Here is a 24246-nt window from a genome sequence, read left to right as displayed (position 1 = left end):
ATTGGTAAGACTTTGTTAGCCGAAAACTGTCTCGGACCGAGACGGATTCCTCGCGCAGCGGATCAGGCGAGAGGTTTCGACCGCCGCCTGACGGTGGACAACCGCCTGACGATAGACCGGATCGGTGACCATTTCCATGAAGGCGCCGCTGTTCGGATAGCGGGCGATGAACATCGCGTCCCAATGTTCATCTGCTGGGCCGATCACCATCGCCTCCATCATGCCGCTCCAAACGACACTGCCGCCGACGCGCGAAAAAACGGCGCTGCTGTCCTTGCCATAATTGGCATAGGCTTCCGCGCCGGTCAGTGCCTTGCCGGCGAGGGGGTGATCGTCCGGATAAGTCGCCCTGTCCTTGAAGCGGACGAGGTTGAGCATGTGGATCGGCGTATCGCGCGGCAATGCCTTGAAAGTGTCGAACTGCGCGCGTTCGGGGTCGATGTGACGATCGCTCATGGCTGGAACTCCTTGCGTTTGCCCCGCCATGCCTCGGCGCTCTGCGTCCAGGCGTCGACGCGGGTCTGTTCGAACGGGGCGGGGAGGTGCGTCGGGCCGCTGTTCGTCGCGCCCAGCCTTTTGGCCAGCGCCTGCGAGCGGACATTGTCGGGGGCGATGCTGTGCATCAGCTCGGGCCATTTGAGGAATTCGACCGCGAAGTCGCAGGCGGCGACCGCCCCCTCGAACGCATAGCCTTTCCCGGCGAATTTGGCGCGCACGCCATAGGCAATCTCGGGCGCGGGCCAGCCGTCGGGCTCCCACGGGCCGAGCCGCCCGACCCATTCGCCGCTTGCGCGTTCGAGGACTGAAAACATCGAGAAGCCGCGGATATGCCATGCCCCCGCGAGCGTGCACCATTGGCGCCACGCCTGCGATCGCGCGCAGCTGCCACCGATGAAGGTCATCGTGTCTTCTTCGGCGCACATTTCGGCGAAGGCGTCGAAATCTTCGGTCGCGGGCGGGCGGAGGATCAGCCGCTCGGTAACGAGCAGAGGGCCGTTTAGCATCGATATTCTCCCGCAGCAGTGGCCAACGCTTCTGGGAGAAAGGAGGCTGGCGGGCAAGCTGAAACACGCACCGCGAACGCGCGATCGGCCTTGAGGGCGTCGGTTCGAACCGACGCCCTCGCCATCACAGAGTGCGGATGGAGGGGTCTCGGACCCGCACCCGGACGGTTTCTGTCAATTAGCGGCAGCGATATTTGTCGCGGTCGATCTCGCGGCCGAGGAGCGCACCGGCGCCTGCGCCGAGAACCACGCCGAGCAGCTTGTCGCCTCGGCCAGCGATTTCGTGACCGGCAAGGCCGCCGACCGCGGCACCGATCAGCAGGCCGGTGGTGCCATTGTCCTTCTTGCAGTAATATCGGCCGTCGTTACCGCGCCAGATCCGCGTGTTGGCGCCGACGCGCTGGTCGCGGCTCGCATAATAGCGACGGTCGTGATGCTTGCGCTTGTAAAAGTCAGCGGTGATTTCGCTCTTGTGCAAGCCCTGCGCCGGAACGGCGCTTGCCATGCCGGCATAGGCGGGGGCGGTCGCGACGACACTGGCGGCCGCAATTGCGCCCATCATGCCTTTGGTAAGAATAGCCATATCCTGTCCTTTCCTGGTTCGCGCCTCGACCGTTCAGGAACGAGCGCTTCACCCGAAACAACGAGAAGGGTCCGCACAGCGTTGCATGAACCTTCGGCAACAAGACGAAATGAGTGCTGTCATCGACGAACCGAAAGGCACTTGTCCGCCGTCCGGCGGCGTGCGAAACATTGGAAATGCTGAACATTGCTTCGATTTTCATCGGTCTGGTCGCGCTGATTCTCGCGATCCCCGCGTTCATTCCGTTTCTGGGCTGGGCGAACTGGGTCATCATCCCGATCGCCGTGGTCGGGCTCGCGCTTGGTGCGATGTCGAGCCGCACGAGCGGGCGCAATCTGAACATCGTCGTGATCGTCGTCGGCGTCGTCCGGCTGATGCTCGGCGGCGGTCTGCTCTAAGCGCGCATAGAATGTCAGCGCCCGCCGCTCCGTCGGAGAGCCAGCAGAACGGCTTGCCCTTCGCGCTCGCCGCCTATGGCATCTGGGGCTTCGTCCCGCTGTTTTTCAAGCTGCTTGCGAGCGTGCCGCCGGTCGAGGTGCTGGCGCAGCGCATCGTCTGGTCGCTGCCGCTCTGTTTCTTCATCATGGCATTCCGGCGGCAGATCGCCGACTATCTTGTCGCCTTGCGCGATTGGCGGGTGCTGCGCATGCTGTTGGCGAGCGCGCTGCTGATCGCAGTGAACTGGCTCGTTTATATCTATTCGATCTTCACCGATCATGTCCTCGCCGCCAGCCTCGGCTATTATCTCAATCCGCTCGTCAATGTGATGCTGGGAATGGTCTTCCTGGGCGAGCGCCTGTCGCGATTGCAGATGGTGGCGGTCGCGATCGCCGCCGTCGGGGTGACGATCCTGCTCGGCGGTGCGCTCGATACGCTGTGGATCAGCCTGACGCTCGCCTTCAGTTTCGGCCTCTATGGGCTGCTGCGAAAAGTGGTGCCCGTGGGCTCGCTGCCCGGCCTCGCGATCGAAACGACGCTGCTCATGCCCTTGGCGCTCGCGGCGTCGGCCTGGTATCTGTGGATCGGCGACGGGCGCGGTTTCGGATCGGACCCGAAAATCAGCCTACTGCTGATGGCCGGGGGAATCGTCACCGCGGTGCCGCTGCTCCTCTTCGCCACCGCCGCGCGGCGGATGAGCTATGCAGCGCTCGGCTTCGTCCAGTATCTGGCGCCGACACTGCAATTCCTGCTCAGCCTGTTCGTCTTCGCCGAACCGCTGAAGCCCGTGCAACTGGCGTGCTTCCTGCTGATCTGGATCAGCATTGCGGTGTTCAGTTTCGACATGTGGCGCAAGATGCGCGCCGACAGGATGGTCGAGATCGCCTAGGGCCTATGAGATCGCCTAGGGTTTAGACGATCCGCCAGCCGAGCGTTTCTCCGGCATGGAACGGCACCACATCGCCGATCCGGTCGGGAACCACGGTCGCGCCGCGTTCGAGCGTGATCGTGCCCTGATTGAGCGGCAGGCCATAGAAGCGCGGGCCATGTTCGCTCGCAAAACCCTCGAACCGGTCGAGCGCGCCGTCTTCGTCGAACGCCGCGATATAGCTTTCGAGCGCGAAGGGGGCGTTGAAAATGCCGGCACAGCCGCACGGCGCTTCCTTGGTATGCACCGCGTGCGGCGCGCTGTCGGTGCCGAGGAAGAATTTGGGCGAGCCCGAGGTCGCGGCGGCGCGCACCGCGAGCCGGTGATGCTCGCGCTTGGCGACGGGCAGGCAATAGGCGTGCGGACGGATGCCGCCGACCAGCATCGCGTTGCGGTTGATGTGAAGATGCTGCGGCGTAATCGTCGCGGCGACATTGGCGGGCGCATCGGCGACGAACTGCGCCGCCTCCGCCGTCGTGATATGTTCGAACACGATCTTGAGTTCGGGCAGCCGCGCGACGAGCGGTGCGAGCGTGCGATCGATGAATACCGCCTCCCGGTCGAAGATATCGACGTCATGGTCGGTGACTTCGCCGTGGATCAGGAGCGGCATGCCGATATCGGCCATGCGTTCGAGCACGCCCATGATGTTCGCGACATCGGTCACGCCGTGGGCGCTGCCCGTCGTTGCATGCGCGGGGTAGAGCTTGGCGGCGGTGAACACGCCCTCGGCGTGGCCGCGCGCCATTTCCTCCGCATCGGTGCCATCGGTCAGATAGGCGACGATCAGCGGGGTAAAATCGAGCGCCGCGGGGATCGCTGCGACGATCCGCTCGCGATAGGCGCGGCCCTCGGCCACGGTCGTCACCGGCGGCGACAGATTGGGCATGACAATCGCCCGCGCGAATTGGCGTGCGGTATAGGGCGTGACATGCGCCAGCATCGCGCCATCGCGCAGATGGACGTGCCAGTCGTCGGGGCGGCGTATGGTCAGGCGATCGGTCATGGCGGGCCCTCGGGCAAATCGTGGCTTGGCTTTGGCTGCCCCGCCCCTAAATTATCGGCATGGCCAATACCACCCTCAACGACCGCGCGCTGATCCGATTGTCGGGCGATGATGTCCGCGGCTTTCTGCAAGGCCTTGTCACCAATGATGTGTCGGGCAATCTGCCGGTCTGGGCGGCGCTGCTGACCGCACAGGGCAAGGCGCTGTTCGATTTTCTGATCTGGGCCGACGAGACGGATGTGCTGATCGATTGCGAGGCGGCGGCAGCGGACGATCTGACCCGGCGCCTGACGCTCTATCGCCTGCGCCGCGCGATTACGATCGAGCGCGAGGAGGTTTTGCGGGTTCACTGGGCGCCCGAGGGCGATCTTGGCGTCGTCGACCCGCGGCTTGCCGAATTGGGGCAGCGCTGGCTCGCTCCCGCCGACGAAGGCGGCGCGGCGGGCGTCGAGGCGGCATGGCGCGCGCACCGCCTGGCGCTCGGGCTCACCGAAGGGCGGGCCGAACTCGGCGACGGCACGACGCTGTGGCTCGAATGCAATGCCGCCGAATTGAACGGCGTCAGCTTTTCCAAGGGCTGCTACGTGGGACAGGAAAATACCGCGCGGATGAACTGGCGGCAGAAGGTCAATCGTCGACTCATAGTCGTGCCGATCGCCGAAGCCGACGAAAAGCGTCAGGTCATTGCCTATCCCGAACTCGGCTGGTCGGTGGAGCATCGGCGCGTCGAGGGCATTGATCCGGCGAAAGCACCCGCCTGGATGCACAGCGCCCTTCTTTCGCCCGGTTCATGACCGGTGCAGCGCGGGCGGGGTAGAGGGGAATGATGATCGCGCCGCTCGCCCTGCTTGCTCCCGCCGCGCTGGCCGCCGCCGGTCCGGCCTCCTGCCCGGACGATCATGCGCGCACGATGACGCTGGCCGAAGCCGCTGCGGCGGAGCCGGGGCTTTGCGTGCAGCTCGAGGCCATCGCGTGGAACGGCCGCCTCTACGCCGATGTGGGCGCCATCTATGCCGGGGCGTCGATCGCCTATCGCGGCGACGTACCGGGCCGCCCTATGCGCGGCGGGCCCGCGCGGATGGTCTTCGACCCGGCCTCGCGCGAATTTGTCGATGCGGGAAATTCCGGTGCGCCGCGTGCGTCGATGCCCCAATGGCTGCACCTGACCGCGCTGACGGCGCGCTGCACGGGCGTGCAATGCGCGGCCGAAGCGGCGCCGACGCTCGACATCGTGGGGGCGGACAGGGTTCGTGACCGGCCGGTGGAACGGCGACTGCGCGCCGACGTCGCGCCGGCTGTATGGAAGCTTCGCCCGCTTGCTGCGGATTCGCCGTGGACGGCGCGCTTCTCCGCGGCGGCCGATGCGCTGTTTCCCGCGTTGCGCTCGGGCGATCCGAAGCAATGGGTGCCGTTGCTTGGCGGGCGCTGGCTGGCCGCCGCCGACCGCGCGCGGGTCGAGCGCCTGCTCGGCGCGCAGGCAAGCCCCTTTGCATCGGCGTTGCGCGCTCCGGCGAAGCTGCAGCGCGTGATTTTGGGTTGGGACGCGGCCACGCTCGATGCGGGCGAACGGGCGCTGGTCGATGCGGGACAGGAGGCCGAGGCGATCGTGTGCTGGTCCGATCGTGTCGATGCCGAACGCCTGTGGCCGATCGCCGCCTTCGATGCCGACAACCGGCCGGGACGCCCCTATGCCTGCGCGCGGATCGCCTACAGCATCCGCGGCGGGGAGCCGCAATGGCGCGCCTTCATCGATCAGGCGGAAGGCGGTCTTGCCGAACCACAAAATCGCGGCGCCATTTAACCATTCTCCAACCCCGATTTGCGAATAAACCGGGCATGGTGAGGCGTTTCATTACCCTGGTAGCCGGGATCGCGGGCATATCGATCGGCATGGCGAGCATCGCCGGCCGGCAGGTCGCCGATGTGCCCGAAGCGCCTGTGGATCCTTATGCCGGCGAGAGCAACTGGACGACCGGCGCGCGCGATAAGGCCGCCGTGACTGCCAGCGACGCCGCCTCGCGGCCCAGCGAAGTCCGGATCCGGCGGGCATCCGATTCGCACTTCTATGCGGACACCCGTGTCCAGGGCAGGCAGGTTCGCATGCTGGTCGACAGCGGCGCATCGCTCGTCGCGCTGACGCGGAACGATGCCGAGGCGATCGGCATCGATGTCGACCGTCTGCCGATCGGCGGCACCGCCCAGACCGCGGGTGGCACCGTGCCGATGCGGACGGTCCTTCTCGACAGTGTCGAGGTCGACGGCATCACGATCCGCAATGTCGAGGCGGCAGTGGTCGATGCCAACATGGGGGTGTCGCTGCTCGGCCAAAGTTATCTTGCAAAGCTCGCTGCGGTGAATGTCGAAGGCGACACAATGACGCTGCGCTAGGGCGCCAAGCCAGTCGCCGGGTATTCGCCGTCGGCTTAAAGTACGACGGACGTGCCATCCGAATGGCGCGCCCGTCGCCGGGAATCAGTCGAACAATTCTTCCAGGAATGACTTGCGCCGCTTGGGATAGCCGCGGCGATAGTCGTTGCCATGGCCGTAAGCTGGCGGCGGCGTGGCCTGCGGCGCTGCCGGGCGGGGCGCGGCTTCGGCAGCGCTCCGTTCGATGATCTTGTCGAGTTCGCCGCGATCGAGCCACACCCCGCGGCATTGCGGGCAATAGTCGATTTCAACGCCTTGCCGGTCGCTCATCGCGAGCGGAACCTTGCAGATGGGGCAGGGCATATTGTGGGCAGATGTCATGGTCACCTCGTGGAAAGATTTCGATCCATCGAGCATGCGCGGAGAGCGAAGGCCATGGCCGATCACGCACCGAGCACGCTCGATGCGGTCCGACATCACGATCCTGGGATCGCCAGAGGGGCCCGGCCCGCACCGGATAAATGGGGACTGTCCGGGAACCTTCAAGTCCTGACGCAGCGGCATCGGTCGCGGGCGGTTCTTCTTCAGGGCTCGCGCCTGCTTGCCATTTGCGCGGCATTTCCCCACATCTGCGAGTATGAACGCTCCCAACCCGCCGCTCAGGGCCGCCATCATCCCGGTCACCGCCTTTCAGCAGAATTGCACTCTCCTGTGGTGCACCGAAACCAACAAGGCGGCGCTCGTCGATCCCGGCGGCGACCTGCCCAAGCTGCGCGAGGCGATCCGGCAGACGGGGGTGGAGGTCGAAAAGATTCTCGTCACCCACGGTCATATGGATCATTGCGGGCAGGCGGGGGTGCTCGCCCGGGAATTGGGCGTGCCGGTCGAAGGGCCGCACGAGGACGATCGTTTCTGGATCGAGCGGCTGGGCGAGGATGGCGCGCGCTTCGGCATGACGGGCGAGGTGTTCGAGCCCGACCGCTGGCTGGTCGATGGCGATACGGTGAAGGTCGGCAATCTGACGATCGACGTCATCCATTGCCCCGGTCACACCCCCGGCCACGTTGTTTTCTATCATGGCCCCTCGAAGCTCGCGATCGTCGGCGACGTGCTATTCCAGGGGTCGATCGGCCGCACCGATTTTCCGCGCGGCGATCACCAGCAACTGATCGATTCGATCACCGGCAAGCTGTGGCCCCTCGGCGACGATACCATCTTCCTGCCCGGCCATGGTCCGCACAGCAGCTTTGCGCAGGAACGGCGCACCAATCCCTATGTCGCCGACGGCGTTGTGGGCGGCTGAAGCGGCCGCCCCGCTTGCGTCATTCTATTGCGGCTGGATGGCGACGGTTTCGGTGACTTCGGTGCTGACGAATTTCGTCGGGGTCAGATAGACCGACAGCAGCGCGGCGATCGCAAGCCCCAGCAGGGTCAGCATGGTGATAACGGTGCCCACCATGCGGCCCCACATCATGCCGTCCATGCCGACCGCGTGCAGGATGCGCCCGACGAGATAGAGCGCGCCCACCGCCCACAGCCAGATCGACGAGCCGATCCCCAGTTCGATCAGCGCAAGCAGGATCAGGACGAAGGGCGTATTCTCGACATAATTGGCCTGCGCGCGCATGCGGCGAATCAGCCTGTCGTTGCCGCCGTCGCCGATCGAGACTTTTTCCTGTCCACGCACGCGCCCGACCCGGGTCGCGAGCCAGAGATTGAGCAGGGCGGCGCCCGCGGCGATGGTCAGGCTGATCGGCAACATGAACATGAAATTCCCCCTCTTGTTATCGGCCGGCGCTCGTGCTGGCGCGACCGGGTGCAGATGTGGCACCGGCGCGCGTCCGCGGCAAGGGGCGACGGGGAAGGAGCATCCGCCCGTACTCCGACGCGCGGCGAGGGGGTTGCCTTTGCGGGCAAAAACGCTATAGCCGCGCCCGATCCGGCACCCGACACCATCAGGCGTTGAGGCACCTTCCGGCGGAAGATTATACTGCAGTTCCAAGGCAGTTATGGTTTTCGGCGCGGCGGGCGGGCCAGTCATTCCCCGGCATCGGGGGGTGACAACACCGGGTTTGCCGATTCGTATAAACATTTGAGAATGCAGGATTTAAAATGGCCGTCCCCAAGCGAAAAACCTCGCCCTCGAAGCGCGGCATGCGTCGCAGCCACGACAGCCTGAAGGTCGAGGCCTATCAGGAATGCCCGAACTGCGGCGAACTGAAGCGTCCGCACAACCTTTGCAACGCCTGCGGCCATTATAACGGCCGCGAAGTGGTTTCGGCTGGCGCCTAAGCATTAGCCGGAGGGCGTTGGTATGAGCCTTACACCGCGAATCGCGATCGATGCGATGGGCGGTGACGTCGGCGTGCGCGTGATGCTCGCCGGCGCGGCCATGGCGCGCCACCGGCACGACGGCCTGCGGTTTCTGCTCGTCGGCGACGAGCAGCAGATCAAGGCTGCGCTCGACAATCACCCCAATCTGCGCGCCGCGTCGGACATCATCCACACCGACAAGGTCGTGTCCGGCGAGGACAAGCCCAGCCAGGCGCTACGGAGCGGCCGCGGCAGCTCGATGGGGCTCGCCATCGATGCGGTGAAGCGCGGCGATGCCGGCGGCGCCGTTTCGGCGGGCAACACCGGCGCGCTGATGGCGATGTCGAAGCTGGCGCTGCGCACTATGCCCGGCATCGACCGGCCGGCGCTCGCGGCGCTGCTGCCGTCGCTCGGCGACAATGACGTCGTCATGCTCGATCTCGGCGCGAACACCGACTGCGACGCCAACAACCTCGTCCAGTTCGCGGTCATGGGCGCTGCCTATGCGCGCACCGCGATGGGGCTGGAGCGTCCGCGCGTCGCGCTGCTCAATATCGGCACCGAAGAGCTCAAGGGCACCGACGAAATTCGCGACGCCGCCGCGATCCTGCGCGATGCTACGGGGCTGCCGATGGAGTTCGCGGGTTTCATCGAGGGCGACAAGCTGTCGCGCGGCAATGTCGACGTCGTCGTCCACGACGGTTTTTCGGGCAATATCGCGCTCAAGACGATCGAAGGCACCGCGCGGTTCGTGACCGATCTGCTGCGGCGCGCCTTCACCTCGTCGGTGCGGTCGAAGATCGGTTTCCTGATCTCGCGGCCGGCGACCGAACTGCTGCGCCACCATCTCGACCCCAATAATCACAATGGCGCGGTATTCCTCGGCCTCAACGGCGTGGTACTCAAGAGTCACGGCAGCGCCGATGCAAAGGGCGTCGCGAACGCGGTGCATCTGTGCGCCGAACTCGTCGAAAAGGATATTACACGCCAGGTGACCGAGGATCTTGCCAATTTCCGCAGCGACGCCGCGGCATGACCCGGCGCGCTGTCCTCGCCGGCACCGGCTCGGCGCTCCCGCGCACCCGCGTTTCCAACGCCGAACTGGCCGAACGCGTCGATACCAGCGACGAATGGATCGTCGAACGCACCGGTATCCGCTTTCGCCATATCGCCGAACCCGATGAAACGACAGCGACGCTGGGCGCCGATGCGGCGCGCGAGGCGCTGAAGGCGGCGGGTTTGTCGCCTGCGGACATCGGCCTGCTCATTGTCGCGACCGCGACGCCCGACAACACCTTCCCCGCCACCGCCACCAAGGTCCAGGCGCTCCTCGGCGCGCCAGACTGCATCGCGTTCGACGTGGCGGCGGTCTGTTCGGGCTTTCTCTATGCCGTCTCGGTCGCCGATTCGATGCTGCGCACCGGTGCGGCCGAACATGCGCTGGTGATCGGCAGCGAAACCTTCAGTCGCATCCTCGACTGGGAGGACCGCACGACCTGCGTCCTGTTTGGCGACGGTGCGGGGGCTGTGATCTTGTCGGCAAAGGACGTGGCGGACGACCAGGGCATCCTCGCGACGCGGCTGCACGCCGAGGGGCAATATTGCGACATGCTCTATGTCGATGGCGGTCCCTCGACCACCGGCACCGTTGGCCATGTCCGGATGCAGGGCCGCGAAGTGTTCCGCCATGCCGTCACCAATCTTGCCAGTGTGCTGGGCGAGGTGCTGGCCGACGTCGGGCTGAAGGCGGAGGATATCGACTGGGTCGTTCCGCATCAGGCGAACAAGCGCATCATCGACGCAACCGCGAAAAAGCTGGGCCTGCCCGCCGACCGAGTCGTGCTGACGGTCGATCAGCATGCGAATACGTCGGCGGCGTCGGTCCCGCTGGCGCTCGATCTTGCGGTACGCGACGGGCGCATCAAGCGCGGCGATCTGGTCGTGCTGGAGGCGATGGGCGGCGGCTTTACCTGGGGTGCGGCGGTCCTGCGCGTCTAGTTTTTGCAGTCCACGAACGGGCGTTCGACGCTCGTCGCATCAACTCCACGCTCCATCCGTTTAAGTTTGGCGGATTAATTCGCTTTTGTTACATATAATCTTGGGACTCGCGACGGTGGGGGCTGTCTGGGTTCCTCTTGTGCATCCGCTTCAGGAGGGGAGGGGTCAATTATGACAGCAGGAACGCTTACCCGCGCCGACATTGCCGCGCGCATCAATCAGCAAGTCGGCCTGTCGCGAAACGAATCGGCGACGATCGTCGAATCGATTCTCGCGCATATGTCGGACGCGCTGGCCGCGGGCCAGAATGTGAAGATTTCGGGCTTTGGCACCTTTGTGCTGCGCGACAAGGCCGAACGCGTCGGCCGCAATCCCAAGACGGGGATCGAGGTTCCGATCCTCCCGCGCCGGGTGATGACCTTTCGCGCCAGCCAGGCGATGCGCGCCCGCGTTGCGGGCAAATAAGCCGGTCGTATCCGATGGGCGATCACGATAGCCGCAACGGGGACGGCAAGGCGGTCGGAGCGATGCTTGCCATTGGCGAGCTCGCGGACCGCATCGGGGTGCCGACCCACGTCCTGCGCTACTGGGAAACGCGCTTTCCGCAGCTTCGGCCGCTCCAGCGGTCGGGCCGTCGGCGCTATTACCGGCCCGATGATATTGCGCTGGCGGAGCGCATCCATCACCTGCTTCACGTCAAGGGCTATACGGTCGATGGCGCCCGCAAGGCGCTGTCGTCGGAACCCGACGGTGCTGCCGCGACACCCCGCGATGTCCCGGTCGCGCGGGCGACGCACAGCGAAGCGAAGGGCATTCCGGTGGCGGCGCTGGTGGCACTGCGGGAGCGGCTGGCGGCTGCACTGCGCTGAGCCAGCCAAGCCCCATCTGAACGACCCGCGGCCCGCCTATCGGGCGTAGGCGTCGCGCAATTCGCGCTTCAGCACCTTGCCGATCGGGCTGCGCGGCAGTTCGTCGACGGTGGTGATCGCGCTCAGCCGCTGGGTCTTGCCGACCTTGGCGTTGCAATCGGCGCGCACGCTTTCCGCATCGGCGTCGGGTTTCAGCACAACGAAAGCGACGGGGGTTTCTCCCCACTCCTCGCTCGGCATGCCGACCACCGCCGCCTCGACCACGCGCTCGTCGGCAAGCAGGATCGCCTCGAGGTCGCTCGGGAAGATGTTGAACCCGCCCGAAATGATCATGTCCTTGGCGCGGTCCATCAGCGTCAGGAAACCGTCCTCGTCAAAGCGGCCGATGTCGCCATGACGATAAAAAAGATTCCCCTCCGCATCGTGCCAGTGCATCGCCTTGGTTGCATCGGGACGGTTGTTGTAGCCGGTCATCATCGCCGGGCTGCGACCGACGATTTCGCCGACCGACCCTTGCGGTAGTTCCTGCCCCTCTTCGTCGATGACCTTTGCGACATGGCCCGGTGCGGGCTTGCCGACGGTGTGCAGCTTGTCGGGGAATTGATGCGCTTCGAGAATGAAGGCCGCGCCGCCTTCGGTCATCCCATAGATTTCGACGAGGCCGCCTGGCCAGCGCTTCAGCACGTCGGCCTTGAGTGCGGCGGCGAAGGGCGCCGAGGTGCAATATTTCATCACGAAGCTGGACAGATCGAAACGGTCGAAATCTTCGAGCGCCATGATGCGGCGATACTGGACGGGAACGAGCATGGTGTTCGTGGCGCGTTCGCGCTCTGCCAGTTCCAGAAACCCGCGGGCATCGAACTTCTTCATCAGCACGACCTGACCGCCCGAACCGACCGTGGGCAGAAAGCTTGCCATCGTCGTGTTCGAATAGAGGGGCGTCGACAGGATCGTCACCGCGTCAGGGCCATAGGCCGGGACACCGCGCTGGATGTGCTGCCAGCGCATCGCGTGGCTGTGGACGATCCCTTTCGGCGTTCCGGTCGTCCCCGACGAATAGATGATGTTGAAGCCGTCGAGCGGATCGATCGGGACCGCTGCAGGTGTGGTGCCTGCGGGCGCCATCCATTCGACCAGCGCGACGCCGACGTCGCTGCCGTCCATCGCGATGCGATCGCTGGCTGTGACCGTCTGGCCTTCGAGGCTTGCGGACGCCGCGCTGTCGAGGAAGAGGTGGCGCGCGCCGGTATCGGCGATCATCGCTGCCATTTGCTCGCCCGTCGCGCTGTTGGTGATCAGCCCGGCGACGCCGCCGGCCCGCAGCGTGCCGAGAATGACGGCCATCTGTTCGACGCTGTTTAGGCCCGCAATCGCGGTCCGGTCGCCCTTCGCCAGCCCATCCTGCTGCAACCGCGCGGCGATTCGGTCGGCCATCTGATCCAGTTCGGACCAGCTCAATCGCCGCGCCGGGTCTGCGGCCGCTACGGCATCGGGACGTTCGGCGGCATGGGCGCGAACGAGGTCGGGCAGGGTGGCGAAAGCGCTGTCAAGCAATTCGATACTGGTCATGGCTACCGGTTAGCACAGCAGGGGGGCGGTGCAATGCCGGTGGGGCGGCGGCGCGACAAGAAGTTGCGTCACGGCAGGGGCGAACGATGTATCCATCGGGGGTGGCGACAGAAAGCGACACGAAGTTGCCTGTCGCCCTTTATCATCCGGAGCCTGCTGTTGCGGCACGGATCGCCGCGGCGGTGGTCGCGGCGGGCTATGCGGTCGATGTCCTGCCCGATCCCGACGCTGGGCTGCGCCCTTGGCTCGGCCAGTGTTTCGATCTGTTGCTCCTGGGCTCATCGGCTGGCGCCGCGGCGGCCGATCCGCTTGCGGCCGTTCGCCTCGCGCGCTCGGTCGCAGGACGCCGGCTGCTGTTCGTTTTAACCGATTGCGATTCGCGCGCCGCCCGGCTGACCGCGCTTTCCGGCGGCGCCGACGACGCGCTCGGCTGGCGCTGCAACCTCCCCGAGTTGACGGCGCGGATCGCCGCTTTGCTCCGGTGCAGCCAGATGGCGGCCGGGCAGCTTGGCGCTGGCGATCTGCGTATCGACCTGATCGACCGCCGCGTCGAGCGCGCTGGAAAGCTGATCCGCATGCCGCAGCGCGAATGCGACCTGCTCGCCCCCCTCGCCCGCGTTCCCGGCCGCCCGATGTCGCGCGCCGCGCTGCTCAAGGCGGTGTGGCGGCTCGATTTCGATCCCGGCACTAACCGCGTCGAGTTTCATGTCGCGCGGCTGCGCGCCAAGATCGACCGCGGCTTCGACTTCCCGATGCTGCACACAGTCAAAGGCGAAGGCTATGCGTTGCACCCGCATCGGGGCGTGCCCGGTCTCACGACGCGTTAGCCTATGCTGGCATTGGGAAATTTGGGCGGCTGGGAACGATCGCGATCGTGCCTGGCAATTAGGACTCCCTTCACCAGGAGATGCAATGCTTGTCAGATGCAAGCGCTCGAACCAACAAACAGTATTGAACGGTTGTTCATTCCGGCGGCGGCAACTTTCCTTCCCGCCAGTGAAGTTGAGATCATTCGCCTAAACAACGGTGCGTTGAGGTATTCTTGGCAGTCGCCCTGCAGTGCATTGGAATGTCTGAACGCGCATATCCTAGAGAGCGAGATTATGCTTTCGACGAAAATCAGTCACACCCATATTGAGGGTTGGCGATTTGGGCAGGGCGAGTTGAATGAAGACCAGCGTGCCGTTCGTGTTGCCGTTGGCGCGATCAAAGAGATACTGGAGATAATGGACGGCGATCTGGTTTTTACAAAAGACTATGATTCGGCGGGCAACGAATTGACGTCATCAGGCATGTCACCGAGGAACGTCTGGTTGTATCCACCTTCCGACATGTCCAGCCACAAGTCGCATACCGCGAACGGTGTCACTGAACGTGCATGGGATTGGTTCGGTGAGGTGACACGCCCGAAGGCCTGAAAGGGTTGATACTGGAGGTTGGGTCAAAAATTACCGCTTCCCACCTCGAAGCCGCCAAATCCCCTCAGTCGTCGTCCATCGCGGGGGACAGTGATGCGTCGAGGTCGCGGGGTCGGATGAAAGCAACGAAACGCGCGCTCTTTGTATCGAGGTCGCGCCAATCGGCGATGTCGAGTTCGAGGCGGGCGAGTGCCGATGTCGGCAGTTTCTCCTCGACCTTGGCGCGCAGTTCGTCGTCGGGCGATTCGGGGACGAGTTCGAGGATCAGGTCCTCCAGCCCCGGATTATGGCCCGAGATCAGCAAATTCTGCGAGTCCTTGCCCATGTCGCGGATTACATCGATCAGCGTCGCAGACGAGGCAAGATAGATGCGGCGGTCCCAATCGGGTTCGATTGCATCGATTCCCGCGGCAGGCTGAAACAGATCGAGCGTTTCAGTCACGCGCACCGCGGGCGAGGCGATGATGCGGTCGATCGCCATCGCGTGCCGCCGTGCATATTGGCCGACGAGTTCGGCGCCGCGACGGCCGCGCGCGTTGATCGGGCGGTCGAAGTCGCGTTCGACGGTCGCGTCCCAGCCCGATTTCGCATGACGCAGGATAGTCAAAGTCTTCAAAATCTCTCCCCGCGCCGCTGCGCCAGCCCCTAAGCCCAATAGCCTTGCTGCGCTGCCTTCTGCCGGAAACTCATGACGGTGAAAAGGCAGCAAACGCTCTTTTTCGCTGTTCGCCGTTCGCCGCCGCAACATGGTTCACAACCTCGTCGAGCGGCAGGCGGCGGACGGGCGTCCCGGCGGGAAAGGCGCTGAGCAGCCGCGACGGGAAACTGGGCGACAGCATGACGAACTGTCCAAAATCGTCGGCGCGGCGGATCAGGCGGCCGAACGCCTGCCCGATGCGGGCCCGGATGACGCCGTCGTCATAGGCGCCGCCGCCCTGCGCCGCGCGCCGCGCCGCGTGAAGGATCGTCGGGCGTGGCCATGGCACCCCTTCCATGATCACCAGCCGAAGCGATTCACCGGGCACGTCGACTCCGTCGCGCAGCGCGTCGGTGCCGAGCAGCGAGGCGTGCGGATCGGCGCGAAAGATGTCGACGAGGGTACCTGTGTCGAGCGGGTCGACATGCTGGGCGTAGAGCGGCAGCCCGGCGCGCGCGAGGCGGTCGGCGATGCGGGCGTGGACGATGCGCAGCCGGCGGATCGCGCTGAACAGGCCGAGCGCGCCGCCACCCGATGCTTCAATCAGGCGGCTGTAGGCGCCGGCAAGGGCGGGAAGATCGCCGCGCGCGATGTCGGTGACGATCAGCACCTCGGCCTGCCGCGCATAGTCGAACGGGCTCGGGACCGCGAAATGGCGGACGCCGCCGTCGATGTGCCGTGCGCCGGTGCGGATATCCGCGTCAGTCCAGCCGCTTCCTGCATCGCCGGTCGCCTGCGCGCCGCTGCGCAACGTCGCCGAGGTGACGAGCACGCCCTGCGCCGGCGCGTAGACAATATCGGCGACGGGGCGCGCCGGATCGAGCCAGTGGCGGTGCAGGCCGATATCATATTCGCGCCCGTCGAAGCGGTCGACCGCCAGCCAGTCGACAAAGTCGGGATCGGCGGGGCCGCCGACGCGCCCGAGCAGCGACAGCCACGCGCCGAGCGTGTCGATGCGCGTGCCGAGGCTGGCGCGGGCGCCGTCGACGCGGGCGCGGGCCTGTCCGTCGAGCCAGTCGGGCGGATCATCGACCAACGCGTCGAGCCGCTTGCCGAGCGTCATCAGCGGCCGCAGCAGCGCCTCGATCGCATCGCTCGCGTCGGCGGCAGCCGCCACCAGATCGGGGCCGGGATCGGCAAGTTCGGTTTCAAGGCTATAGCCGCTGTCGGCATTTTTCGGATCGGTGCCGCGTGCATAGACTTGCCCGCGTGCGGCGACGAGCAGCCGCTCGATCGCGCCCCAGGGGTCGCTCTCGGCAATGCGCGCGAGCCACCCGTCGCCGGGAAGCTGGCCCGCGGCCTCGATCGCCGCGTGAATCGCCTTGTCGCCAGCCTCGTCATAGCTTGCGACATCGGCCAGCCGCGCCGCGAGACCGCGGCGGCGGCCGCGCGACTTGCCCTCCGGCCCCAACACCCAGCGGCGGATCTCGATCGCTTCCTGCCCGGTGAGCGCAGCGGCGAACATACTGTCGGCGGCATCCCACAGATGGTGGCCTTCGTCGAAGATCAGCCGCGTTGCGGGGGCGCCGCCGTCGCGGGGCCGGGCGGCCTGCACCATCGTCAGCGCATGGTTCGCAATGACGATGTCGGCCTGCGCTGCCGCGCGGGTCGAGCGTTCGATGAAGCATTTGCGGAAATGCGGGCAGCCCGCATAGATGCACTCGCCGCGCCGATCGGTCAGCGCGGTCGTGCCGTTGCGGCGGAACAGCGCGGGCAGCCAGCCGGGCAGATCGCCGCCAACCATGTCGCCGTCGCGCGTATACGCAGCCCAGCGCGCGACGAGCTGCGCCAGAACGGCCGCGCGGCCCGAAAAGCCGCCTTGCAGCGCATCCTCGAGATTGAGCAGGCAGAGATAATTTTCACGTCCCTTGCGCACCACCACCTTTTCGCGGTGCGTGCGTGCATCGGGATACAACCGCTCGGTCTCGCGCGCGAGCTGGCGTTGCAGCGCCTTGGTATAGGTCGACACGCAGACGCTGCCGCCCGACTGATCGATCCATTGCTTGGCGGGGGAGAGATAGCCCAGCGTCTTGCCGATCCCCGTGCCCGCCTCGGCGACCAGCATCTGCGGTCGGTCGCGGCGTTCGCGCGGTTCGAAGATCGCGGTGGCGGCGCGGGCATAGTCGCGCTGTCCCGCACGGCGTTCGGCGCCATCGCCGGTGAGCCGGTCGAGCCGGGCGGTCACATCGTCGGGATCGACCGTTACCTGGCGCGGCTGCGGGCGGGGGGCAGCTTCCTCCCATTCGGGCAGCCGCGCGAACAGCCAGCGCTCGCTGCGTTCGGGCGCGCCGATGCGGGGCTGCAGAAGCGGCGCCCACGGCCAGCGCTGGCGCGACAGCGCCTGCAGGCCGTGCCACGCGCCCTCGCGCTCGGGCCACGCGGCATCGCCCGCGCGATCGAGCATCGCTGCGGCGGCGCGCGGCAGGAACGCCGCAACATCGGCTTCGCTAGCGGGCGGGGCGATGTCCATCGCGGCGGCGATGCCCGCCGGCGTCGGCACCGCAAAGCGCGCGGGAAACAGGAAGGCGAAGAGTTCGAGCAGATCGAGCCCCGACAGCTCGGGATAGCCGAGCCGGTCGCCTGTCAGCGTCGCGCCGAGCAGGACATGCGGAGTTGCGGCGACCGCCGCGATCGCTTCGCCGCGTCCGACGCGCTGGACGCGGCCCGAGGCGTCGGCGATCCAGATGCCGACATGGCTCGCGTGGATTGCGGGGAGGGAGAGCGGATCGGGCGCCATTGCCCCACGCTAAGCACAAAAGGCGAACGCGGCAAGGCGGGCAATCAATGTGACACGCTTTCGGGTTGCAGCGGCGTGAAAAACGACCATCCTTCGGCGGGCGATTGATGAGAGGGGCGACACAATGGGTGAAGAGGCTGCGATCGGCGCGGTGGTCGACGAAATGTATGCGATGATTTCGGGCCCGAAGGGGCCGCGCGACTGGTCGCGCCAGGATAATTGCTTCCATCCCGATGCCCGTCAGATCCGAACGGGTGTCGGTGCCGATGGCCGCGCGATATTTCGTAGCATGGGCCTCGCCGAATATGCTCGCGATACGACGCCCTTCTTTGCTGATAATGATTTCTTTGAGCTCGAAATTGCGCGGCGGATCGACGTACTCGGTAACATGGCGCACGTATGGAGCGCTTATGAAGCGCGTTCGGCGCTCGACGACCCCCTGCCCGAGAGGCGCGGCATCAATTCGATCCAGCTATTCAAAGATCCCGAACGCGGGTGGCGTATCATGGCGATGATCTGGGACAATGAGCGCGACGGCGTCACCATCGCGCCCTTCTGATCGCTCAGCTCAGCCCGCGGCGTCCGAAACCTGCGCTGCGGTTGGACAGAAATATCTGCGCAGGATGCGCGCTGGCGGCGCCGCGTGCGCGTTCGAGTGCGTTGAACAGCGGTCCGTGCGACAGCTCGTAGGGAAAGCGCACGCCCATGCGGTCGAATTCGGACCACATGACGATCGCATAGACGACCTGGCCCCCATAGTGGATTTCGCAGCGGGATCGCGCCGGCATGCTCGCGCCGTCGATGCGGGCGCCGCCTTCCGAAAGGTCGCAGATGCGCCCTTCGATCTGGTTGAGCACGCCGTTGACGATCACCTCGATCGTGACCGGGGTGCGCTTGTGAGCGCGGGTGATGGGAGTGTGGGGACTCGTCATGGCCCGAGGCTAGGACGGACGTGGTTAATTTGGCGTAACCATGTCTGGCGCGGTTCCGTTGCCGTGTGCGGACAATTTTGCCTTTCGATTCGGGGGCGCTTGCCGCTATGGGCGGCCGATGACCGACTTGCACCTTCATCCTTCGCTGCGCGAGCCCGCGCAAACGTCCAAGGCCTGGCCGTTCGAGGAAGCGCGCAAGCTCATCAAACGCTATCCCGACGGCAAGCCGGGCGGCGCGCCGGTGCTGTTCGAAACCGGCTATGGTCCGTCGGGCCTGCCGCACATCGGCACCTTCAACGAAGTGCTGCGCACAACGATGGTGCGGCGCGCTTATGAAACGCTGACGGGCGGCGCGCCGACGCGCCTCGTGGCGTTCAGCGACGATATGGACGGGCTGCGCAAGGTTCCCGACAATGTGCCGAACGGCGACATGCTGCGCGAGCATCTGGGTCGGCCGCTCACCGCGATTCCCGATCCTTTCGGCAAATATGAGAGTTTTGCGCATCACAACAATGCGATGCTGCGCGAATTTCTCGACCGCTTCGGCTTCGAATATGAATTCGTCAGCTCGACCGAACGCTATCGGTCGGGCGCGTTCGACGATGCTTTGAAGAATGTCCTGCGCCACAATCAGGATATTCTCGACATCATGCTGCCGACGCTGCGTGCCGAGCGCGCCGCGACCTATTCGCCGATTCTGCCGGTGAGCCCCAAGTCGGGGATCGTGCTGCAGGTGCCGGTGACGGTTGTTGATCCCGATGCGGGGCTCGTATCGTTCGAGGATGAGGGCGAGACGATCACCCACAGCATCCTGTCGGGCGGTGCCAAGCTGCAGTGGAAGGTCGACTGGGCGATGCGCTGGGTCGCGCTCGGCGTCGATTACGAGATGTATGGCAAGGATCTGACTGACAGCGGCATCCAGTCGGGCAAGATCGCCAAGGCGCTAGGCGGGCGCAAGCCCGAGGGGCTGATCTACGAAATGTTCCTCGACGAAAAGGGCGAGAAGATTTCGAAGTCGAAGGGCAATGGCCTGTCGATCGAACAATGGCTGAGCTATGGCAGCGAAGAGAGCCTGGCTTTCTATGCCTATCGCGAGCCCAAGGCGGCGAAGCAGCTTCATATCGGCGTCATCCCGAAGGCGGTCGACGAATATCTGCAGATGCGCGGAAGCTATCCGGCGCAGGAACCCGACAAGAAGCTGGGTAACCCCGTGCATCACGTCCATGTCGCGCGCGGCGAAGATGTGCCCGACGCGGTGCTGCCGGTGACCTTCGGGCTGCTGCTCAACCTTGTCGCCGTGATGGGCGCCGATGCGGCGAAGGACCAGATCTGGCGCTACCTCGGTCAATATGTCGCGGGCGCCGACGCGGCGACCTGGCCCGAACTCGACCGGCTGATCGACAATGCGATGGCGTACAATCGCGACTATGTCGCCCCGACGCTGAAGCGCCGCAAGCCCGTGGGGGGCGAGGGCGCTGCGCTCAAGGAACTCGACGAGCGGCTCGCGGCGCTGCATGTCGATGCGTCGGCCGACGATATCCAGAATATCGTCTATGAGATCGGCAAGAACGAAGCCTATGGCTTCGAAAATCTGCGCGATTGGTTCAAGGCGCTTTATGAAACGCTGCTCGGGTCGAGCGCAGGTCCGCGAATGGGTAGCTTCATCGCGCTGTTCGGGATCGACAACACGCGGCGCCTGATTGCAGAAGCCTTGGCATGATTGACATCTTCACCACCGGCGGGACGATCGACAAAGTCTATTTCGACGCGCTGTCAGAGTTCCAGATCGGCCCGGCGGCGATCCCCGACATGCTGCGAGAGAATAATGTCCATGTGCCCCACCGCGTCACCCAGTTGATGCGCAAGGATAGCCTGGAACTCACCGACGCCGACCGCGAGGCGATCCGCGCTGCGGTCGCCGCGAGCGATTCGGCACATGTTCTCGTCACGCATGGCACCGACACGATGGTCGTGACCGGCCGGGCGCTGGCGGGAATCGCGGGCAAGACGATTGTGCTGACCGGCGCGATGCAGCCCGCATCGGTGCGGGCAAGCGACGCTGAGTTCAATGTGGGCTTTGCGCTGGCGGCAGTGCAGACGCTGCCGCCCGGCGTCTATGTCGCGATGAACGGCATGATCTTCGATCCCGAGACCACGGTGAAGGACCGCGCGGGCGGCCGTTTCGTCGCGGCGGGCGAATAGCCCCGGCTGTAACCTCGCGCGCGCGTCTCCGAATATAGGAGCATGGACGGACATATTGTCCCTCCATCCCGTCTTCGGAGGATAGTATGACCAACACGAAATTCGCCGCTGCCATCGCCGCTTCGGCCACCGCCCTCGCGCTTGCCGGCGCCGCTTTGGCCGCTCCGGCGCCTGCCGGCAGCTCGGGCGCCGCGGTCGGCGCCAAGGACACCGTGCATTGCTATGGCGTCAACAGCTGCAAGGGCACGGCCGACTGCAAGACCTCGGCCAACGAATGCAAGGGTCAGAATGAATGCAAGGGCCATGGTTTCAAGGCCATGGCCGCCGCCAAGTGCCTGACCGGCGGCGGCGTCATCGGCGACGTCGGCTGATGCCATTCCCTCCCGCGCGGCGCTCCGGCTCCGTGCGGGAGGGAATAATCGAGCCCGGTCATGTCTCAAGATCAGCAGATCGCGATCCCTTCGCCCGGCTTTGGTCTGGGACTGCGCCCCGCCCACTATCCCGATTTCCTGGCGCGGCGCCAACCGGTCGAGTGGCTGGAGATCATATCGGAAAATTATATGGTGCCGGGCGGACGCCCGATGGCGACGCTCGACCGGATTCGCGCCGATTATCCGATCGTCATGCACGGTGTGTCGCTGTCGATCGGGTCCGACGAGCCGCTCGACCACATCTATCTGTCAGCGCTGAAGGCGCTCGCCGATCGGGTCGATCCGCTTTGGATTTCGGATCATCTGTGCTGGACCGGGATCAACGCGCATAACAGCCATGATCTGCTTCCGCTGCCCTATGATGCACCGACATTGCAGTGCGTCGTCGACAATATCGGCCGCGTGCAGGATTATCTGGGGCGGCGGATCCTGATCGAAAATCCGTCGAGCTATGTCAGCTTTCGCGCCTCCGATCGCAGCGAATGGGATTTTCTGGCTGAAATGGCGGAACGCGCCGACTGCCTGCTGCTGCTCGACGTCAACAACATCTACGTCAGCGCGCGTAACCATGGCTTCGGTCCGCTGGACTATCTGAGCGGCTTGCCCGCCGGGCGTATCCAGCAAATCCATCTCGCGGGCCACAGCGACATGGGCGATTATGTCATCGACACGCACGATGCAGCGGTATGCGATGCGGTATGGGATCTCTATGCCCGCGCCATTGCGATGGTCGGCCCCGTCGCGACGATGATCGAACGCGATGACGACATTCCGCCGCTGGCGGCGCTGTTGTCCGAACTCGAACGGGCCCGCAAGCTGGCGCAGGCGGCGCTGGAGCCGGTCTGTGGCTGACGCACTGTACGCCATCCAGCAACGCTTTCTCGCCGCGATCATGGGCGAGGATGCGGATGCCGAAGCCCTGATTGTCGATGACGCGCGCGTCGGCGCGGCCCGCCGGATCGGCATTTATCGCAACAACTACCGCGTGAGCCTGACCGGCGTCCTCGCCGATCATTTCGAGCGGCTGCATGCCTATCTGGGCGATGCGCAATTTGGCCATATCGCCGATGCCTATGTAAAGGCGCACCCGTCGACGACCCGAAATCTGCGCTATTACGGCGCCGCGCTGCCCGGCTTTATCGCGCATCATTTTCCGGAAGACGGCGAATTGGCCGAACTTGCCCGGCTGGACTGGGCCCTGCGCCACGCCTTCGACGCGCCCGACGCATCGCCGCTCGATGCCGGCGCGATCGGCGTGCTCGGCGACGGATGGATCGGGGCCGGCCTAGCGCTGCATCCCTCGGCGCGGCTGCTCACCATGCACCATAACAGCGCCGCCCTGTGGAGCGCCCTCGGCGCCGGCGAAGCCCCTCCGGCGCTCGCGGTCCTTGACCCGCCTGTCGATGTGCTGGTGTGGCGCAGCGGGCTGCAGCCGCAGTTTCGCAGCCTTGCCGGGGTTGAGGCGGCTGCGCTGGTGCGGATCGGGCGCGGCGCCAGTTTCGCGGATATCAGCGCGCATTTAGTGGACGAAATTGGGGAGGCGACCGCGATGGAAACTCTGGCCGCGCTGCTCGCCCGGTGGCTTGCCGACGGCGTGCTGATACTGGCCGATCAGGCCGCAGGGGCAACTTGACGCAGTACCGCAGCGTAATTCGGCGCGATCGTCATCGCATCATGCTTGCCGGCGCGGCCGAGCGCGGCATGGACTTGCGGAAGGCGATAGCAGGGCACGCCCATGAAGAGGTGATGCTCGGCATGATAATTCACCCAATAGGGCGCAACCGTCGCGCGCGCGAGCCAGCCGGCGTGCGTCGTGCGCGCGTGGCTGAAGGGATCGTCGCTTCCCGTCGCGGTGCAGGCATGTTCGGCGATGTTACGGATGCGCAGATAGAGCTGAAAGGTCGTCGCCAGTCCGGCAAGCCAGAGCAGATAGGGCGTCCAGCCGTAGAGCAGCAGCGACGCCGCGAGCAGTATGGCCTGAACGAGTAGAAAGCGGCCGACGGACCGTGTGACCGTCATCGCGCCGGCAAGATCGATCATGGGCGATGTTACGCCGTCGTCGGATTGCTTGTTGAACGGCGCTCCAGCCTTGGAGCTCGCGCCTCTTTTCTCCGCCCTTTCGCCGCGAAGCATCGCCTTCAATCCGACGAGCGCGAAGCGGAATTGGGCGACGCGCTGTTTGAAAAATGTCTGTCCGGTCAGGTCGCGGTTGATCTTGCGCATCAGGCTGGCGCGGGTGGTCGGGAATGGCTTGGACAGCGCAAGGTCGGGGTCTTCGGCCTGCTGCGTATATTTGTGGTGCTGGAGATGATAGGTGCGATAGGCGATCAGATCGGACCCCACCGCCGCTCCGGTGAGCCACTGCCCCAGAAAATTGTTGATCTTGCGATCGGGGTGCAGCGCGCCGTGCGCGGCGTCGTGCATCAGGATCGCAAAGCCGAGCTGGCGTCCGCCGACAATGATTATGGCGAGCAGCCAGGCCAGGGGATTGCCGCTCCACGCCGCCAGTCCGATGGCAGCGACGCTGACGATCCAGCCGTGCGCGACGAGCCAGATACCGTACCAGGCGGAGGGCTTGGTGATCGCCGCCCACTGCTGGCGGTCGAAAAAGCGATCGGGCGGCAAGAGGCGGACGGCGGGCATGTCCCGCTGTAACCCGTTGCGAAGCGAAACCCAACCCCTTCCATTTTGGCACAGCAATGGGGTTAACGATCCGCCCGCGGTAAGGATTTGGAAACCCCGTCGGCGACAGAG

30 protein-coding genes are annotated in these 24246 nt (G+C 65.3%); 19 read left to right on the top strand and 11 right to left on the bottom strand.

What is annotated here, in order from left to right; translation table 11 throughout:
- Positions 1–15: 15 nt before the first annotated feature.
- The 3 genes from P1IM2_RS09600 to P1IM2_RS09590 form a co-directional block, all read right to left on the bottom strand.
- A complete protein-coding gene (locus P1IM2_RS09600; protein WP_062902755.1) occupies positions 16–456 on the bottom strand; it encodes a DUF1330 domain-containing protein in 441 nt (146 codons plus the stop codon).
- Complete coding sequence (locus tag P1IM2_RS09595) at positions 453–1004, bottom strand: GNAT family N-acetyltransferase (protein WP_062902754.1); 552 nt, start codon at positions 1002–1004, stop codon at positions 453–455. The genes P1IM2_RS09600 and P1IM2_RS09595 overlap by 4 nt, the downstream gene beginning before the upstream one ends.
- A 178-nt stretch (positions 1005–1182) precedes the next feature.
- Positions 1183–1587: a glycine zipper 2TM domain-containing protein gene (locus tag P1IM2_RS09590; protein ID WP_062902753.1), complete on the bottom strand. Its 405-nt coding sequence runs from the start codon at positions 1585–1587 to the stop codon at positions 1183–1185.
- Positions 1588–1763: 176 nt separating this feature from the next.
- On the opposite strand from P1IM2_RS09590, the gene P1IM2_RS09585 reads away from it, so the two are divergent.
- On the top strand, positions 1764–1985 hold the full coding sequence (locus P1IM2_RS09585; protein ID WP_003047722.1) for a hypothetical protein: 222 nt from the start codon (positions 1764–1766) through the stop codon (positions 1983–1985).
- 11 nt (positions 1986–1996) lie between these two features.
- Positions 1997–2914: an EamA family transporter RarD gene (rarD, locus tag P1IM2_RS09580; protein WP_186402301.1), complete on the top strand. Its 918-nt coding sequence runs from the start codon at positions 1997–1999 to the stop codon at positions 2912–2914.
- A gap of 22 nt (positions 2915–2936) precedes the next feature.
- On the opposite strand, the gene pyrC is transcribed toward rarD, so the two are convergent.
- Positions 2937–3959, bottom strand: coding sequence for a dihydroorotase (pyrC, locus tag P1IM2_RS09575; RefSeq protein ID WP_186402300.1), 1023 nt, complete (start codon positions 3957–3959; stop codon positions 2937–2939).
- 59 nt (positions 3960–4018) lie between these two features.
- Here pyrC and P1IM2_RS09570 point away from each other — a divergent pair, with 59 nt between their 5' ends.
- From P1IM2_RS09570 to P1IM2_RS09560, 3 genes are read left to right on the top strand one after another with little or no spacing between them, the layout of a single operon-like run.
- Positions 4019–4753, top strand: a complete 735-nt coding sequence (locus P1IM2_RS09570; protein WP_186402299.1) for a YgfZ/GcvT domain-containing protein — start codon at positions 4019–4021, stop codon at positions 4751–4753.
- Positions 4754–4782: 29 nt separating this feature from the next.
- Positions 4783–5760 carry a hypothetical protein gene (locus P1IM2_RS09565; RefSeq protein ID WP_186402298.1) on the top strand — a complete coding sequence of 326 codons (978 nt, stop codon included), beginning with the start codon at positions 4783–4785 and terminating at the stop codon, positions 5758–5760.
- A gap of 35 nt (positions 5761–5795) precedes the next feature.
- The gene (locus tag P1IM2_RS09560; RefSeq protein WP_062902748.1) at positions 5796–6347 is read left to right on the top strand and encodes a TIGR02281 family clan AA aspartic protease; all 552 of its coding nucleotides are present in this window, start codon (positions 5796–5798) and stop codon (positions 6345–6347) included.
- An 84-nt stretch (positions 6348–6431) separates the two neighbouring features.
- Here P1IM2_RS09560 and P1IM2_RS09555 read toward each other — a convergent pair whose 3' ends face one another.
- A complete protein-coding gene (locus P1IM2_RS09555) occupies positions 6432–6707 on the bottom strand; it encodes a zf-TFIIB domain-containing protein (protein WP_062903246.1) in 276 nt (91 codons plus the stop codon).
- 256 nt (positions 6708–6963) lie between these two features.
- On the opposite strand from P1IM2_RS09555, the gene P1IM2_RS09550 reads away from it, so the two are divergent.
- On the top strand, positions 6964–7629 hold the full coding sequence (locus tag P1IM2_RS09550; protein WP_186402297.1) for an MBL fold metallo-hydrolase: 666 nt from the start codon (positions 6964–6966) through the stop codon (positions 7627–7629).
- A gap of 24 nt (positions 7630–7653) precedes the next feature.
- Here the strand turns inward: P1IM2_RS09550 and P1IM2_RS09545 are convergent, their stop codons facing one another.
- The gene (locus P1IM2_RS09545) at positions 7654–8094 is read right to left on the bottom strand and encodes an MAPEG family protein (RefSeq protein ID WP_186402296.1); all 441 of its coding nucleotides are present in this window, start codon (positions 8092–8094) and stop codon (positions 7654–7656) included.
- A gap of 344 nt (positions 8095–8438) precedes the next feature.
- On the opposite strand from P1IM2_RS09545, the gene rpmF reads away from it, so the two are divergent.
- From rpmF to P1IM2_RS09520, 5 genes are all read left to right on the top strand, one after another.
- Positions 8439–8618, top strand: coding sequence for a 50S ribosomal protein L32 (rpmF, locus tag P1IM2_RS09540; RefSeq protein ID WP_003047695.1), 180 nt, complete (start codon positions 8439–8441; stop codon positions 8616–8618).
- A gap of 22 nt (positions 8619–8640) precedes the next feature.
- Positions 8641–9675 (top strand): phosphate acyltransferase PlsX, encoded by a 1035-nt coding sequence (gene plsX / locus P1IM2_RS09535; RefSeq protein WP_003047692.1) that lies wholly within the window; start codon positions 8641–8643, stop codon positions 9673–9675.
- On the top strand, positions 9672–10637 hold the full coding sequence (locus P1IM2_RS09530) for a beta-ketoacyl-ACP synthase III (RefSeq protein ID WP_062902745.1): 966 nt from the start codon (positions 9672–9674) through the stop codon (positions 10635–10637). Before plsX ends, P1IM2_RS09530 begins: the two co-directional genes overlap by 4 nt.
- Before the next feature lie 171 nt (positions 10638–10808).
- The gene (locus tag P1IM2_RS09525) at positions 10809–11102 is read left to right on the top strand and encodes an integration host factor subunit alpha (RefSeq protein WP_003047685.1); all 294 of its coding nucleotides are present in this window, start codon (positions 10809–10811) and stop codon (positions 11100–11102) included.
- 14 nt (positions 11103–11116) lie between these two features.
- Positions 11117–11506: a MerR family transcriptional regulator gene (locus tag P1IM2_RS09520; protein ID WP_186402295.1), complete on the top strand. Its 390-nt coding sequence runs from the start codon at positions 11117–11119 to the stop codon at positions 11504–11506.
- A gap of 36 nt (positions 11507–11542) precedes the next feature.
- Here P1IM2_RS09520 and P1IM2_RS09515 read toward each other — a convergent pair whose 3' ends face one another.
- Positions 11543–13075, bottom strand: a complete 1533-nt coding sequence (locus P1IM2_RS09515) for a class I adenylate-forming enzyme family protein (RefSeq protein ID WP_186402294.1) — start codon at positions 13073–13075, stop codon at positions 11543–11545.
- A 125-nt stretch (positions 13076–13200) separates the two neighbouring features.
- Between P1IM2_RS09515 and P1IM2_RS18925 the strand changes: the two genes are divergently transcribed.
- Both P1IM2_RS18925 and P1IM2_RS09505 read left to right on the top strand, forming a co-directional pair.
- Positions 13201–13902: a response regulator transcription factor gene (locus tag P1IM2_RS18925; protein WP_260833968.1), complete on the top strand. Its 702-nt coding sequence runs from the start codon at positions 13201–13203 to the stop codon at positions 13900–13902.
- A 96-nt stretch (positions 13903–13998) separates the two neighbouring features.
- Positions 13999–14493, top strand: a complete 495-nt coding sequence (locus tag P1IM2_RS09505; RefSeq protein ID WP_186402293.1) for a hypothetical protein — start codon at positions 13999–14001, stop codon at positions 14491–14493.
- A gap of 64 nt (positions 14494–14557) precedes the next feature.
- Here P1IM2_RS09505 and P1IM2_RS09500 read toward each other — a convergent pair whose 3' ends face one another.
- Positions 14558–15109 carry a SixA phosphatase family protein gene (locus P1IM2_RS09500; protein ID WP_062902740.1) on the bottom strand — a complete coding sequence of 184 codons (552 nt, stop codon included), beginning with the start codon at positions 15107–15109 and terminating at the stop codon, positions 14558–14560.
- Between the two features lie 70 nt (positions 15110–15179).
- Positions 15180–17927: an ATP-dependent DNA helicase gene (locus P1IM2_RS09495; RefSeq protein WP_186402292.1), complete on the bottom strand. Its 2748-nt coding sequence runs from the start codon at positions 17925–17927 to the stop codon at positions 15180–15182.
- 124 nt (positions 17928–18051) lie between these two features.
- Between P1IM2_RS09495 and P1IM2_RS09490 the strand changes: the two genes are divergently transcribed.
- Positions 18052–18486: a hypothetical protein gene (locus P1IM2_RS09490; RefSeq protein WP_186402291.1), complete on the top strand. Its 435-nt coding sequence runs from the start codon at positions 18052–18054 to the stop codon at positions 18484–18486.
- A gap of 4 nt (positions 18487–18490) precedes the next feature.
- On the opposite strand, the gene P1IM2_RS09485 is transcribed toward P1IM2_RS09490, so the two are convergent.
- Positions 18491–18859, bottom strand: a complete 369-nt coding sequence (locus tag P1IM2_RS09485; protein ID WP_186402290.1) for a PilZ domain-containing protein — start codon at positions 18857–18859, stop codon at positions 18491–18493.
- Positions 18860–18977: 118 nt separating this feature from the next.
- On the opposite strand from P1IM2_RS09485, the gene P1IM2_RS09480 reads away from it, so the two are divergent.
- The 5 genes from P1IM2_RS09480 to P1IM2_RS09460 all read left to right on the top strand — a co-directional run bounded on the left by P1IM2_RS09480 (position 18978) and on the right by P1IM2_RS09460 (position 23125).
- On the top strand, positions 18978–20579 hold the full coding sequence (locus tag P1IM2_RS09480; RefSeq protein WP_186402289.1) for a lysine--tRNA ligase: 1602 nt from the start codon (positions 18978–18980) through the stop codon (positions 20577–20579).
- Positions 20576–21061 (top strand): asparaginase domain-containing protein, encoded by a 486-nt coding sequence (locus P1IM2_RS09475; protein ID WP_003047656.1) that lies wholly within the window; start codon positions 20576–20578, stop codon positions 21059–21061. The genes P1IM2_RS09480 and P1IM2_RS09475 overlap by 4 nt, the downstream gene beginning before the upstream one ends.
- 86 nt (positions 21062–21147) lie before the next feature.
- On the top strand, positions 21148–21432 hold the full coding sequence (locus P1IM2_RS09470; RefSeq protein WP_062902734.1) for a hypothetical protein: 285 nt from the start codon (positions 21148–21150) through the stop codon (positions 21430–21432).
- 60 nt (positions 21433–21492) lie between these two features.
- Positions 21493–22344: a DUF692 domain-containing protein gene (locus tag P1IM2_RS09465; protein ID WP_186402288.1), complete on the top strand. Its 852-nt coding sequence runs from the start codon at positions 21493–21495 to the stop codon at positions 22342–22344.
- A complete protein-coding gene (locus tag P1IM2_RS09460) occupies positions 22337–23125 on the top strand; it encodes a DNA-binding domain-containing protein (RefSeq protein WP_186402287.1) in 789 nt (262 codons plus the stop codon). Before P1IM2_RS09465 ends, P1IM2_RS09460 begins: the two co-directional genes overlap by 8 nt.
- On the opposite strand, the gene P1IM2_RS09455 is transcribed toward P1IM2_RS09460, so the two are convergent.
- Complete coding sequence (locus P1IM2_RS09455) at positions 23104–24135, bottom strand: fatty acid desaturase family protein (protein WP_186402286.1); 1032 nt, start codon at positions 24133–24135, stop codon at positions 23104–23106. The genes P1IM2_RS09460 and P1IM2_RS09455 overlap by 22 nt on opposite strands.
- Positions 24136–24246 lie beyond the last annotated feature (111 nt).

This window comes from Sphingopyxis sp. P1IMeth2, assembly GCF_900185685.1.
GTDB classification, from domain to species: domain Bacteria; phylum Pseudomonadota; class Alphaproteobacteria; order Sphingomonadales; family Sphingomonadaceae; genus Sphingopyxis; species Sphingopyxis terrae_A.
The sequence above is the reverse complement of the archived record's forward strand: the minus strand, read 5'-3'. Positions and strand labels throughout refer to the sequence as shown.